The organism is Mesomycoplasma ovipneumoniae, from assembly GCF_035918255.1.
In the GTDB taxonomy this organism is placed as follows: domain Bacteria; phylum Bacillota_I; class Bacilli_A; order Mycoplasmatales; family Metamycoplasmataceae; genus Mesomycoplasma; species Mesomycoplasma ovipneumoniae_A.
Genome location: NZ_CP142136.1, coordinates 880,926 through 896,273, shown reverse-complemented (window position 1 = coordinate 896,273; position 15,348 = coordinate 880,926). Strand labels below are relative to the sequence as shown.

The window sequence follows — 15,348 nt, the reverse complement described above, 5'->3', positions numbered from 1 at the left end:
AATAGACCTTCTATTTTTAGTAAATAATTTTATGAATTTAGCAATGATTTATCAGTTTGGTATACAAAAAACTTCAATTGCTTAGTTGAAAATTCATTCGGGTTTTTCTTGTTATATACATAAAAATGAAGAACTTTAATTGTATTTATACCTGGATAATTTTCATAAATACCCGCAAGTTGACCAGTAGAATTTGGGGTTTGTGCTGCTGGTTCTGCTGGTTCTGTTGTTTTTGGAGCTGGTTCTGCAGGTGCTGGCACTGCTGGTGTGGGTGCTGGTGAAGGCGCTGGCGCTGGTTCTGACGCAGGTGCTGGAGCGGGTGTTGATGTTTCTGCTGACGCTGTGGATTGTGCTGCTGGTTCTGACGTTGCTACTGTTTCTGATGGTTCTGCTGGTTCTGTTGCTTCTGCCAGTGCTTGTTCTACCGGTTTTTTAACAACATCTTTTTTAATTGCCAACCCAAATTCTGGATAGTGCAAACTAAAATAAGAATACATCGGGAATTTTTTAATCAATTCTGTGATATCAACATAATCTTCTTTTTCACCGACAAGACGATTAATATTTGTCCAAAGATCATTAAAATCATTATTATCTAAATAAGTTGGAAGAGTTGTAGTACGGAAATTATCAACAAAGTTATTTAGTTTTTCAACTTCTTCAGGAATAATTATTCCGTCTTTGTTAGTTGAAATTTCAATTTGTTTTGGCTGGGTTTTATAAATTACTGAAATAATTTTTCCGTTTCGATCAACTGGGCCAACTTCATATCAATATTTAAGATTTACTTTTGGATCCTGCTCAACTTTTTCTGTAGGTTCAGATTTAGAATCACTAGCTTGAGTAGAACTTACTGATTGACTTTGGCGTGTATGATTAAAACTTGAAAAAGCGGTTCGCGGAGAACTGTCATCATCTTCAAATTGAGTTGCTGTTGCTATTGGGCTAGTAATTTCAAAATTAATTTTGTAGTCAAAATTATCACCTAAAGGTTCAGATAAAAGACCGGTTTTATTAGAATAAACATTTTGGTAAAAAGCAACAATAAAATCTGTTAGTGTTTTAATTGGTGAACGATATTGATCGCCAATAGTTGGGTCAATTTCTTGAATTTTACTTGATTCAGATTTTATCTGGTCAACATAATAATCAATATTAATGGTGTTTTGTTGATTTTGAACCATTAAATCAATAATATTTTTGAGTCTTGGGTGAAGATAAAAACTATAAGGCATTCGACCTTTTTCAGCTCAATAATTGTTATTAATTGAAATTAACCAAATGTCTTTTTTAGCTTGTTTGTCTTTTTCTTGTAAGAAATTGTCAAAACCTGTTTTGTTTTCAATTTTAATTTTTTCCAATTCTTTAAATAAATTTAAATTATCAAGATTGTCAGGTCAAGACTGGCTTGGATCAATTAATTTTAAACCTTTTAGTCAGTCAAAAAAATATTTTGCAACAAAAGCAGTATCGTTTTTAGCTAAAGTTGTATAAAACCTTAACATTTCTTCTTGAGATGGAAAAACAGGCGATAAAATATTAACAATTCCAGCAACTTCTTCTGGATATGTAAAAGTTCATCTTGAACGACTAATTAATTCATCAACTGGAATAAGATCATATTTTTGAACTAAAAGCTTTAATTTTTCTTCGTCAAATTTAGCCCCATAATAATGCGGATTTTCTAAAATACTTTTTAGTTTTGTAAAGTCGCCTGAATTTACAAGTTTTTGAATTTCTTCTTTTGGAATCGGATTTCGCTCGGAAATTTGGGCATCTTTTTGGTTGAACTCAAAATTCACAGCTTTAACTTTTGAACTTAAATCAGGAATATTTTTAACTAAAACTGAATAGTCACCAACATTTTGAACAAATGGTTTTTGGGCAATTATTTCATTTTTTTCATTATAAATTTCAATATTACCATGAAACTGAGTTACAACCTTATTGTTTTCAAGCGCAAATTGGGTCATTTCAGGATTAACATTAAAATCAATTTTTATTTTAGAAAAAAGATCAGAATTTCTTAGACGAGAAATGTAATTTTTTAATTTTATTTTTGATAATAATGGAACATTAGAAATTTGGTTCAATAAGTTTTTGTAAAATGTTTGTTTTTCTTCATAAGAAGGAAAAACTTGATTTTTTAGATAGTTTAGAAGTTCTCAACTCGTGATTTTTTGACTGCTTTGCTCATGAATATCGCTAAAATTAGTGAAGTCACTGTCAGAAAAAGGCGATAATTCAATGTCATTTGCAAGACTTCCATCTAAAAATGTATCTGAAAAATCAAGATCTACTGCAAAATTGAAGTTAGGACTTGATTTTATATCTTGATTGTTATGTTTAGCAAAATCGTCTGAAAATTTTGCTAAAAAATAAGCGCGATAAATGTTTTTTAAAGGAGTTTTGCTAAGATAAGCATTTTTGAGAACTGGTTCTTGGATAAGTTCGATTGAATATTTGTTTTTGGGAAAATTATCATCATCGACAAATTTATTAATTTTATTTCTTAATAAATTTGTGATTGTTGACTCAAGATTAAAATATTGGCTAATAATTTTTGAGGCTTCAGGAGCTGATTTGGCCGAGTTTACTTTAGTTAAAAATTCGCTAACTGTGGTTAGTTTTGCAATTTGTCTTGTTGGTGATTTATCAAATTCAGAGATAAGATAAGGTCTTAATTTTGAAAGTTCGGTTTTTGCTAAACTTGTAAAATTGCTTAGTGAGGAATTAGACAGACTTGAGAGACGATTATAAGCAACTGTTGCTGAATGAAGATCGGAATTTGCAACTTTTCCATCGTCTAAGTTTTGTAAAACCCGCCAATAAATTTTAAATGACTGCTCTTGATCAAGCGCTTCGATATCTGTAATATTTAATTTGAATTTTTGTCATTGAAAATCATTTTGGAAATCAACAATTTCAAAATTGGAGTTAGAGTTTTCTGCATAAAAATCAAAAAAATCGGTGAAATTAATCCCCGATTTTTTTGTGCCATCAGATTCAAATAATTTACTTTTTAGACTAAAATAATCTGCATTATTTTCAACAATATCACTTTTTAGACTTATAGAACTAATCGAATTAGCTTGTTTTTGAACATCAAATAAAGGATCTTTGGTTACAGAAAGATTTGAAACAAGTCCAACTGGAATTCCAATAATTAGACCTGAAGCAATAAGACTTAAGCCGATTGTTAAAATCAATCTTTTTTTCCGTAATGCGGCATTTGCCTTCCTATTTTCTTGATTCATTTTCACCTCCATTTGGAATTTGTATAAAATAAATTACACCATGCCATCTTTGCATGGTTATTTCTAGAATAATAGTTTTGCTAGCATATATTTTTAATTTTACCAAAACAAAAAAAAAAAAAAAGTAAAAAACCTAAATAATAAGTTGGTATAAAAACCAATTGTGTGAATTTTTTCTACTAATTTTCAAGAATTTCTACTTATATTTTATATAAAATAGTTATGTTTTTACTTTTATTTAATAGGAAAATTCTCAATTTAAAAATATTCAAAAATTTAATTTTTTACAGAACCTTTAATTAAATAACTGATTCTATTGATAAAATCATCATAATCATTTATTATTACTGAATTTTGAATTTGAGTTTCTATCGGTTTTAGTATATTTGAAAATTCAAAAGCATTGGAGCAATTGTCAAGGTGAAAATTAGCGACCGTTTTATAATCTTCAAAATTTTCAATTTCATATACATTATTGTGCTTAGATTTATTTTCTAAATTTAAGCAAGCAAAATTGATAATTATAATTAAAACTTTATTAGGTATATGTCTAAAATCTGATTGATTTTCAGTTGAAAGTTTTGCATATTTAAGAAAGTTCTTATAATTTAATTTTTCCCATTTTTTGTTAATTCTATTTTTAGAAAAATAAGGAATCTGTTCAAAAATAATTAAGATCTGAAAATATAATTTATCATTTTGACTACGAATATTAGCTGTTTCTCCAAGCATATTTTCAAAATAATTTATTGAATTTTGTAAATAATTTTGCACAACAAACTTAAGACCTATACCAGCAATTATTTCGTTTTTATATTCAATTCCGATATCTACTTTTTTATCATAATACCGGCCGATCATTTTAGCTTCTTTTTGAAATTGATTTCCACTATCAAAACCTAATGAATATATTTTAAAATCTTGACCTAAGTTTTGCAACATTGAATTAGCAACAAAACTATGAATTATCTTTATTTTTTCAGTTGATCTTGACGAACCTTTATGAAGATAAGTTATAAAACTTTCTTTAATTATTTCTAAAAAATCATTATTTAATTTTTTCATTTACGTCCCGAACATAAAGTCTAAATATTTTTTAACATCTTTTGTTGAAAAAGTATAATAACCACCATTTTTGTACTTTCCTAATAATTTTACAAAGTTAAGAAAAACTTCACTTTGCAATTTTTCAGCTATTGATTTATAGTCAATTTTCTCGCTTATAATGTAAAAACCACTATAAATACAGGTGTTTTTTTGAATTAAACTTATTTTTAAGGGTTTGTTTTCTTTGACTAATGAATTTAAAACTAACCTTTCCTTATCAGTGTCTGAAATAGCTTGTCTTCGTCCAAAACTATACCAAAAATTCTTATTTGGATGGTCAAAGCTACGTTTTTGAAGTTTTTCCTTAAAAAAACTAAGATGTTCAAAAATTTCTAACTGCTGTTTTAGTTCAGAATCTGAAATAATTTGGAAATTTTTGGTATTATACGGAAAAATGATTTTTGCCCATTTTCCATTTGATGCTTTTAAAACGGGCAAAATATATTCAGAATTAAAGTTAAAATCACCAATAAAAACTGAATCAGCCAAAGTTGCTAAACCATTTTTGACACTAATATCAGTTTTTTTCTTGTCGTAAATAATTTTCTTTAGAAAACTTAGCTTTTCTGGTGTTGAAAAGTAAAACTTATTATCTAAATAAAATTGTTCATATTCTAATTTAGAAACAAGAAAAATTGAATTTGTTTTATTGTCAAAATTATAATAATCGACCTTTTGATTTCTTGCCGATTTATCAATTGTGAAAATCGTTGTATAAGTTGTTGCTCTAAAAAATTGGTGATGTTTATGATCGACAACTGATTTTATGATTTTATTTTTGTATAAAAATTCCCGAAAAATTAAGCCTGCTTTGGATGTAAAAAATGAAGATGGACTAACATAAGATAAAATTCCATTTTTACTTAACATTTTAATGCCAATTTCGTAAAAAGCAAGGTAAATATCTGTCATGCCAATCGTTGAAAAATTAAAATTTTTCAACGATTTATTATTATTTAAATTATGAATGCGAATATAAGGTGGATTTCCGACAACAAAATCCATTTTTCCGTTAAAATGTTCAATTTCAAGGGTATTTTTAGCTTTAAAATCTCAGTTTACTCCTTCAATTTTATAATTTTGAACGACTAAATTGGCACGGAAAATGGCATTTTTAACATGTTTTTCATCAATATCAATGCCATGAATATAAGTTTCTAATTGATGCTTAAGTGATTTTAAATTCGAATTTTCTCTAAAAAAAGCTTTGCAATAACGTTCAATAATTTTAACTAAAAATTGACCATTACCGCAACTATTATCGATAATATGTTTTTTAAGTATGTTTTCTTTGTAACCAGCTTGGTCTAAAATAAGCTCAACCAATAAATCTGGTGTAAAAACTTGCCCATTTAATTTTTGACTAACATTCTCATGCATAATAAACTTTTATTTCTTACTTTTTTAAATTACAAAATTAATTTAAAATTATACCAAAAATTAACAGAAGTATTGCATTCAAAATCATTGATAAAAACTAGTTGTCTAGATTTTTCTACTAATTTAAAGTTAAAATTAAAACATTCTTAAAACCTTAAAAAAATTAAATTTTAAATACAAAAAATTTAATTAGCCGGTCTAGAATAAACGGCACTATAAAAATAGCAGCCAAAACTAGAACAATATGGTTGATGATTAAGCGAGAATCATCAAATGCTGAAATCGTAACACTAAAAGAATAAGTTAATACTCAAAAGGAGTATCAAAACATAATAAAATTTATAAAAACTGAAAATAGATAAATAATTAAGAAACGAACTTGCCGTTTTTTAATAATAGGATTTAAATCAGCGCTTCTTGTATTAAATGAGAAGACGTGTAAAAATATATTAAAATAATAGGAAGGCAAATATACTCTAGTAGTTAATCACAAACCATCAATCACAACAAAAATATTTTCAATGATTTTATCAGGGTTATATCTATCTTTTTTTCTTACGTTGATTCAAATATAAGCGTTTTTTTCTTTATAAGATTATAATTTTTTTCAAAATCAAAATTTGCTAAGAAATCAAATTGTTTATTTGTATCTAATTTACCTAAATTTTTTTTACATTTCTTCACTAGGTAAAAATTAAAAATTTTTTGGAAAAAACTACACAAATATGAATAAGGCAACAACAGGAGCGAGTAAAAAATTGCTTCGATAAAATGGCGAAAAAAGTAATTATCAAAAATTTTTGTATTAAAATGAATTAAAAAATCAAATTTAAGCGTAAAAATTAGTACTAAAATAACTAAAAAAAGTGGTACTGGATAACTTATTAAAAACAGTGTGAATAGTAAAACAAAGTGTTTGATTGTTTTTTTATCAGGATTAAATTTAAATACAAGAAAGAAGAACAACCTAAAATACAAAATATTACCTAAAATAGGTACTTTTGAAAATTCTCTAGGAATTTTCAAATTAATAAATTTTTCAACAGTCAATCAGAAATACATTTTTACAAAACAAATTTCCTTAAATTAAATTAATAAACTAGTTAAACTAGCCTAAGAATCAACCATTTTGCCTTTAATAATACTATCAAAAAATAAAAATTTATTTCTCAAATAGTCAAAAAGTTATTCATAATTTAGGATAATAAGCCGGCGTGGGTAGCATGAGAAAACCAAAAATTATAGTAAAAAAACCAGAGAGTAATAATCGGATTGCTTTGTCATTAGTATCATTTAAATTGACATTTATTTCAGATACATGTCCCATTATAAAATAATATATTATTCAAAATGGATATCAAGTTAATATAAGCTGTATAAAAACAAAAGTAAAATAAATGTATAAAAAGATTTTTCAGTTTTTTTTAGAAATATTTGAATTTGTAAATTCAGTAGCGTTGAACAAAAAAACTTCCAAAATTATATGTGCAAAATATTTTGGCAAATTTCAATTAACTTTTAGCCATCAACTTTGGATAATAATAAAAATATTTTCAATTATTTTTTCTGGGTTATACCAATGCTTTTTTTCAACACCCGCATAAAATTTTCGTTGACATAGAAATTCATAATGTTTAGTATAATTAAAATTGTTTAAAAATGGGAATTTATTATTTGTGTCTAATTTGCCAAGATTTTTTTTAACTTGTTTTACCAAATATAAATGAAAAATTTTTTGAAGAAAACCTGAAAAATACGAATAAGGCACAATTAAAAGTGAGTAGACAATTATCTCAATCAAATGCCGAATAAAATAATTATTAAAAAACTTTAAATCTAAATTCCTTAGAAAATCAGCATTACCAGTAATTAACAATGTTATTATAACTAAAAAAAGAGGGGCTGGATAGCTTATTAAAGAAAGTACTACAAACAAAAAGTAATGTTTTATTGTTTTTTTATCAGGGTTAAATTTAAAAACTAAAAATGAAAATAGTTTAAAATACAGAGTATTACCTAAAATAGGAATTTTTAAAAATTTTTTCGGTATTTGAAGGTTTATAAATTTTTCAACTGTTAATCAAAAATTCATTTTAAGGTATAGATTCCATCCCATATTAAAAATATAAATGCAACACACCGACATTTTAAATTTAGGATCCCACCACTTTAGCGGGAGTTTTCTTTCAAGTTTTTAAATGTTATACTAGTCAATAAATCAACTTATTTTTTGATAAGAATGGTAACATTTTCAAAATTTTGAAATTCAAAATTAATTGTGGCTACAAAACAGATAAAAATTTATTGGTTAGTTTATGGTGGTTATTTTTGAAAGTATTAATTTATTTGTGCTTTGATTTCCTAAAAAATTTATCCAATCTTAAATTTCTTGGTAATGTTAAATATTTTGTGTTTTATAGTAAGTCTATTTTGATAAAATTTATTATGAAGGACAAAAATATGAAAAAACAGAAAAAAACATTATCCCCATTTGAGTTAGAAGCTGAAAAACTTGTTGACAAATACGCTGATTATAAAAAATTAAAAAAAGAAGATTTTCACAACGAAATTTCGCATATGTTTAAAACTTTTACTGAGGCGCTCTTAAGGGCGGAATTAAGCCAACATTTAGGCTATGAAAAAAGTAACCGAAGCAAAAAAGGAGTGCATAGACCGAATAAGCGAAACGGATTTTCGGGCAAAACTGTGAATTATGATAGTAATAATTTTCATCTAAAAATACCAAGAGATCGAAATGGCACTTTTGAGAACAAATTACTTGGTAAATACGAAACAAATTTAGGCGATATTGAAGAGCAAGTGTTTTCACTTTTTGCATCAGGAATGTCATATGAAAATATTACTAATACAATAAAAAGTATCTATAAAAAAGAAATAAGTAATGCCTGAATTTCTTCAGTTACTGACAAATTATTGCCTGAAATTGAAAAGTGAAAATCGCGAAAAATTCAGAATTCCTATCCAATTTTGTACATTGATGGCATGTTTTTTAATGTTAAAGAAAACGGTATTTTTGTCAAAAAATCACTTCATCTTATTCTTGCAATTGATTGGGACGGAAATAAAAAAGCACTGGGGTTTTGGATTAAAAATACCGAATCAGCAAGTAATTGACTTGATGTTTTTAACGAACTAAAAACTCGCGGGCTGGAAGATGTTCTAATAATTTCTTGCGATAATCTAAGTGGAATTACTCAAGCAATTGAAGCGGTTTTCCCGCAAGCAGATGTTCAAAAATGTGTTGTTCACCAAATTAGAAACTCGCTTTTAAAAGTTACTAACAAAGACAAAAAAGAGTTTGTCCTTGATATGAAAAAGATTTATCAAGCGGCTAATCAAGAATTTGCAATGCAAAATCTTGATAAATTTGCAGAAAAATGAGGCCAAAAATATCCTTCAATTATCAAGTCTTGATATACAAATTTCGTTGAACTAACGACATTTTTTAAATATCCATTTGAATTGAGGCAAGCAATTTATACGACAAATTTAATTGAATCAATGAATAGATTAATTAGGAAAAATACAAAAACAAAAGGCGGAATTCAAAGTGTAAATTACCTTTCAAAAATAACTTATTTAACTCTCCAAAACGCATCTATAAAATGACAAAAGGTAAGAAATTGATTCATGATTAAAAAACAATTAGAAATTATTTTCCCTAATCGGTTATAAATAATGTAAAATTAAATTAGATTGCATTTCTATTTGAAAAATCGATAAAAATTTAAAACACAAAATTATGAACACTCCCAATTTCCTTTAGGAATATATAATTTGAAAAAAGTACTTTTATAGGTTTTTTTAGATTCTTCAACAGAAACAGTCAAAAGATTATTAGAAATTTGCAATAATTGGAATTGCGATTGATTTATTCATGCTGCGGCAGTAAGAGCAATAACAAAAAATATGAAACCAGTTATTACCGAATATGCAATATCAGGAATAATAGATAAATTATTATCTCTTGTTGCAGCAACTGAATATATCGTTGTAAACATAAAATAGTAAAATAAAGTAAGGCATGCAATTAAAATAGCGACTAAAAATGATTCAACAATATAATATCTTAAATAAATCTTGTATAAAAATTTTTGTTTTTCTTCATAGTCGAGATCTTGCTCATTAAATTTTGAAGCAGTTAAAGGCATTTGACTTCTTAACCAAATACCATAAGTGAAAATACTTTTTCTTTTAACTTGAGGTACATTTTTTTCAATTCTTAAAAGCTGAGGATACTTTTCTTTAAGTTTTTCATTTGATAAATTCAAAGCCTCTTTTTTGTATTTGGAAATAAACCAAATGTATCTTGAAAAGTTGAGAAAAACAAGCAAAAAAATCGAACTAAAAATAAATATTCTTAAAATGACTATATGTTCGGGAAAAAATAATTGAAAAAGTGTGCTTGACACAAAAATAAGGAATAAAAAAGCGTTTGAAACAACATAAAGGGGTTTAAAAAATAGTAGTTTATAAAATACTAAAATTGATTTCATTTTAATAACTGCCTGGGATGATTTTTTCTAAATCAAATCTAAATTATATACTAATTTAGGCATTATATAACCTAAAAAATTAGAAATTATTTTCCCTAATTGCCTAAATAATGTGAAATTAAATTAGATTTCTATTTGAAAAAATCCATAAAAATTTAAAACAGAAAATTACGAACACTCCCTAAAATTCTAAATTTTAGTTTAAATTATTTATGTACAATTAACTTGTGCCTTTATTATAATAAGAAATTCACGGTCAAAAATAAGACTTGTTTTAGTAGAATACCAAAACTCCCGCCACTTTGGCGGGAGTTTCCTTCAAGTTTTGAATTGTTATACTAGTCAATAAATCAACTTATTTTTTGATAAGCAAGGGTCACATTTTCAAAATTTTGAAATTCAAAATTAATTGTCACTACAAAATAGCTTAAAAAATCATTGGTTAGTTTGTGGTGGTTATTTTTTGAAAGTATAAATTTATTTGTGCTTTGATTTTCTAAAAAATTTATGCAATCTTAATTTTCTTTAGGAAGATAAAATCTGATAAAAATACTTTTAAAGTCTTTTTTAGATTCTTCAACAGAAACAGTCAAAAGATTTCTAATAACTTGTATTAATTTGATTGTTGATTGATTTAATCATACTCAGGCAGCAAAACCAACAACAAGAAATATAATACCAGTTATGAACGCATATGTAAAATTAGGAATAACAGATAAATTATTATCTTTTGTTGAAACCGCTATTGTAATTATAAAATAGTAAGATAAAGTACCGAATGCAATTGAAATAGTAAGTAAAAATGATTCAGCAATGTGAAATTTTAAAGTAATCTTGTATACAAATTTTCGTTTTTCTTCATAGTCGGGATCTTGTTCATTAAATTTAGAAGCAATTACAGGTAATTGAAATTTTAACCAAGTATTATAATTTGAAATTCTTTTTGCAAATCGAGCTGTATTTTTTTCAATTTTTAAAAGTTCGGGAAACTTTTTTTCAAGTTCTTCATTTGATAAATTCAAAGCCTCTTTTTTGTATTTGGAAATAAACCAAATGTATCTTGAAAAGTTGAGAAAAACAAGCAAAAAAATCGAACTAAAAATAAATATTCTTAAAATGACTATATGTTCGGGAAAAAATAATTGAAAAAGTGTGCTTGACACAAAAATAAGGAATAAAAAAGCGTTTGAAACAACATAAAGGGGTTTAAAAAATAGTAGTTTATAAAATACTAAAATTGATTTCATTTTAATAACTGCCTGGGATGATTTTTTCTAAATCAAATCTAAATTATATACTAATTTAGGCATTATATAACCTAAAAAATTAGAAATTATTTTCCCTAATTGCCTAAATAATGTGAAATTAAATTAGATTTCTATTTGAAAAAATCCATAAAAATTTAAAACAGAAAATTACGAACACTCCCTAAAATTCTAAATTTTAGTTTAAATTATTTATGTACAATTAACTTGTGCCTTTATTATAATAAGAAATTCACGGTCAAAAATAAGACTTGTTTTAGTAGAATACCAAAACTCCCGCCACTTTGGCGGGAGTTTCCTTCAAGTTTTGAATTGTTATACTAGTCAATAAATCAACTTATTTTTTGATAAGCAAGGGTCACATTTTCAAAATTTTGAAATTCAAAATTAATTGTCACTACAAAATAGCTTAAAAAATCATTGGTTAGTTTGTGGTGGTTATTTTTTGAAAGTATAAATTTATTTGTGCTTTGATTTTCTAAAAAATTTATGCAATCTTAATTTTCTTTAGGAAGATAAAATCTGATAAAAATACTTTTAAAGTCTTTTTTAGATTCTTCAACAGAAACAGTCAAAAGATTTCTAATAACTTGTATTAATTTGATTGTTGATTGATTTAATCATACTCAGGCAGCAAAACCAACAACAAGAAATATAATACCAGTTATGAACGCATATGTAAAATTAGGAATAACAGATAAATTATTATCTTTTGTTGAAACCGCTATTGTAATTATAAAATAGTAAGATAAAGTACCGAATGCAATTGAAATAGTAAGTAAAAATGATTCAGCAATGTGAAATTTTAAAGTAATCTTGTATACAAATTTTCGTTTTTCTTCATAGTCGGGATCTTGTTCATTAAATTTAGAAGCAATTACAGGTAATTGAAATTTTAACCAAGTATTATAATTTGAAATTCTTTTTGCAAATCGAGCTGTATTTTTTTCAATTTTTAAAAGTTCGGGAAACTTTTTTTCAAGTTCTTCATTTGATAAATTCAAAGCCTCTTTTTTATATTTACGAATAAATCAAATGTATCTTGAAATGGTAAGAAAAGCAAACAAAAAAATCGAACTAAAAATAAATATTCTTAAAATAAGTATATGTTCGGGAAATAAGTATTGAAAAGGTGTGCCTAATAGAATAATAATTAATAAAAAAACGCTTGAGACAATATAAATAGGTTTAAAAAATACTAGCCTATAATGTAGTAAAATTGATTTCATTTTAATAAACACCTGCGATAATTTTTTCTAAATCAAGTCTAAATAAGTATACTAATTTAGATATGATAGAACCTAAAATATTATAAACTATTTTTAACAAGTTCAATAACAGCTTTTTTGGAATATTTTAATGATATAAAAAAATAGATAAGAAAAATAAGTTAAGCTAGTTGAGAATCGAATTGCAATGAAATTGATAAAAATTTGTGTATAAGTTGGACTTATAAAATCAGCGAGTGTTCATAATTTTGTGTTTTAAATTTTTATGGATTTTTCAAATACAAATCTAATTTAATTTTACATTATTTAACCAATTATGGAAAAAAATTTCTAATTGTTTTTTAATTATGTTTCAATTTCTTACCTGCCTTTGTCATTTTATAGATGGCTTTTACCAAAAAAACAATTTGATCGATGGTTAAAAATTTTTGTTGCTTTTGCAGCTGATTAATATTTTTTATAGGTAATAAAACTCTAAATTTTAGTGTAAATTATTTATGCAAAATTAACTTGTGCCTTTATTTTAATAAGAAATTCACACACAAAAAAAGGCTTGTTTTAGTACAATAACAAAAATCCCGTCACTTTGGCGGGATTTTCTTTCAAGCTTTGAATTGTTATACCGATCAATAAATCAACTTATTTGTTGATAAGCAATAGTTGCATTTTCAAAATTTTGACCTTCAATATTAATTGCGGTACAAAATAGTGTAAAAAATTATTGGTGAGTTTGTGGCGGTTATTTTTTGAAAGTATTAATTTATTTGTGCTTTGATTTTCTAAAAAATTTACCCAATCTTAAATGTCTTTAGGAAGATAAAATCTGATAAAAATGCTTTTAAAGGCTTTTTTAGATTCTTCAACAGATACAGTCAAAAGATTTCTAAAAACTTGTATTAATTTGATTAGTGATTGATTTAATCACGCTGAGGCAACACTAACAATAACAAAAAATATAATACCAGTTATCACCGAATATGTAAAATTAGGAATAACAGATAAATTATTACCTTTTGTTGAAATAAATGCTGTAGCCATAAAATAGTAAGATAAAGCAAGGCATGCCATTAAAATAGGAGCAAAAAATAATTCAACAATTTGCAATTTTAAAGTAATCTTGTATAGAAATTTTTGTTTTTCTTCATAGTCGGGATCTTGTTCATTAAATTTAGAAGCAATTACAGGTAATTGAAATTTTAACCAAGTATTATAATTTGAAACTTTTTTTGCAAATCAAGCTGCATTTTTTTCAATTTTTAAAAGTTTGGGAAACTTTTTTTCAAGTTCTTCATTTGACAAATTCAAAGCCTCTTTTTTATATTTGCGAATAAATCAAATGTATCTTGAAATGGTAAGAAAAGCAAACAAAAAAATCGAACCAAAAATAAGTATTCTTAAAATAAGTATATGTTCAGGAAATAAGGGTTGAAAATGTGTGCTTATTATAAAAACCAACGATAAAAAAAAGCTTGAAACAACATAAATGGGTTTAAGAAATACTAGTCTATTAAGTAGTAAAATTGATTTCATTTTAATAAACACCTGCGATAATTTTTTCTAAATCAAACCTAAATTAGTATACTAATTTAGATATAAAATGACCTAAAAAATTATAAACTATTTTTAAGAAGTTCACTAACAGATTTTTTGTAATATCTTAATGATTTAAAAAAATAGATAAGAAAAATAAGGAAGCTAGTTGAGAATCAAATCTAAATGAAATTGATAAAAATTTGTGTATAAGTTGTACTTATAAAATCAGGGAGTGTTCGTAATTTTGTGTTTTAACTTTGATTTCCTAAAAAAATTTATGAGTCTTAAATTTTTTTAGGAAGATAAAATCTAAAAAAAGTACTTTTATAGGCTTTTTTACATTCCTCAACAGAAATAGTCAAAAGATTTTTAGAAATTTGTATTATTTTGGTTTTTGATTGAATTATTCACACTGTGGTAAAAATACCAATACTATAAAGTGTAATACTAGTTACTATCGAAAATACAAGATTATAATTAAAATAAAGATTATTAGTTCTTGGATTAACTGAAAATGTTCTTGGTAATATAAAATAGAAAGATAAAGTAAGGCATGCAATTACAAAAACAACTAAAAATGATTCAACAATGTATAATCTTAAATGCATCTTGTATAGAAATTTTTGTTTTTCTTCATAGTCAGGATCTTGTTCATTAAATTCAGAAGCAATAAAAGGTAATCTAGTTCTTAGTCAAAATTCATAATTTAAAACGGGCGTTGCATATAGAGGTAAATTTTTTTCAACTCTTAAAAGTTGAGGATACTTTTCTTTAAGTTTTTCATTTGACAAATTTAAAGCCTCTTTTTTGTATTTGGAAATAAATCAAATGTATCTTGAAAGGTTAATAAAAATAAGCAAAGAAAGCGAACCAAAAACAAATATTCTTAAAATAACTATATGTTCAGGAAATGCTAATTGAAGAGGTGTGCTTATTAGAAAACTCAACGATAAAAAAACGTTTGAAACAATATAAAGGGGCTTAAAAAATAATAGCTTATAAAATAGTAATATTGATTTCATTTGAATAAACACCTGTGATAATTTTTCCTAAATCAAGT

9 protein-coding genes and 1 pseudogene are annotated in these 15,348 nt (G+C 25.5%); 1 reads left to right on the top strand and 9 read right to left on the bottom strand.

The window, feature by feature from the left end:
• Positions 1-29: 29 nt before the first annotated feature.
• From U3G01_RS03225 to U3G01_RS03215, 3 genes are all read right to left on the bottom strand, one after another.
• Complete coding sequence (locus U3G01_RS03225) at positions 30-3,257, bottom strand: P97 family adhesin (RefSeq protein ID WP_255031223.1); 3,228 nt, start codon at positions 3,255-3,257, stop codon at positions 30-32.
• Between the two features lie 276 nt (positions 3,258-3,533).
• Positions 3,534-4,322 carry a hypothetical protein gene (locus tag U3G01_RS03220; RefSeq protein WP_255031222.1) on the bottom strand — a complete coding sequence of 263 codons (789 nt, stop codon included), beginning with the start codon at positions 4,320-4,322 and terminating at the stop codon, positions 3,534-3,536.
• Positions 4,323-5,744 carry an Eco57I restriction-modification methylase domain-containing protein gene (locus U3G01_RS03215; protein ID WP_255031221.1) on the bottom strand — a complete coding sequence of 474 codons (1,422 nt, stop codon included), beginning with the start codon at positions 5,742-5,744 and terminating at the stop codon, positions 4,323-4,325. It abuts the gene before it with no gap.
• A 2,460-nt stretch (positions 5,745-8,204) separates the two neighbouring features.
• On the opposite strand from U3G01_RS03215, the gene U3G01_RS03210 reads away from it, so the two are divergent.
• A complete protein-coding gene (locus U3G01_RS03210; protein WP_326564820.1) occupies positions 8,205-9,440 on the top strand; it encodes an IS256 family transposase in 1,236 nt (411 codons plus the stop codon).
• A gap of 65 nt (positions 9,441-9,505) precedes the next feature.
• Here U3G01_RS03210 and U3G01_RS03205 read toward each other — a convergent pair whose 3' ends face one another.
• From U3G01_RS03205 to U3G01_RS03185, 6 genes and pseudogenes are all read right to left on the bottom strand, one after another.
• Positions 9,506-10,261: a hypothetical protein gene (locus tag U3G01_RS03205; protein WP_255031161.1), complete on the bottom strand. Its 756-nt coding sequence runs from the start codon at positions 10,259-10,261 to the stop codon at positions 9,506-9,508.
• 515 nt (positions 10,262-10,776) lie between these two features.
• Positions 10,777-11,508, bottom strand: a complete 732-nt coding sequence (locus tag U3G01_RS03200; RefSeq protein WP_255031159.1) for a hypothetical protein — start codon at positions 11,506-11,508, stop codon at positions 10,777-10,779.
• 515 nt (positions 11,509-12,023) lie between these two features.
• Positions 12,024-12,755: a hypothetical protein gene (locus tag U3G01_RS03195; protein ID WP_255031157.1), complete on the bottom strand. Its 732-nt coding sequence runs from the start codon at positions 12,753-12,755 to the stop codon at positions 12,024-12,026.
• Positions 12,756-13,041: 286 nt separating this feature from the next.
• Positions 13,042-13,140: pseudogene (locus U3G01_RS03790) on the bottom strand (transposase); the annotation flags it as partial.
• A gap of 413 nt (positions 13,141-13,553) precedes the next feature.
• Complete coding sequence (locus U3G01_RS03190; RefSeq protein ID WP_255031155.1) at positions 13,554-14,285, bottom strand: hypothetical protein; 732 nt, start codon at positions 14,283-14,285, stop codon at positions 13,554-13,556.
• 287 nt (positions 14,286-14,572) lie between these two features.
• Entirely contained in the window at positions 14,573-15,310 is a 738-nt protein-coding gene (locus U3G01_RS03185; protein ID WP_255031153.1) for a hypothetical protein, read from the bottom strand.
• Positions 15,311-15,348 lie beyond the last annotated feature (38 nt).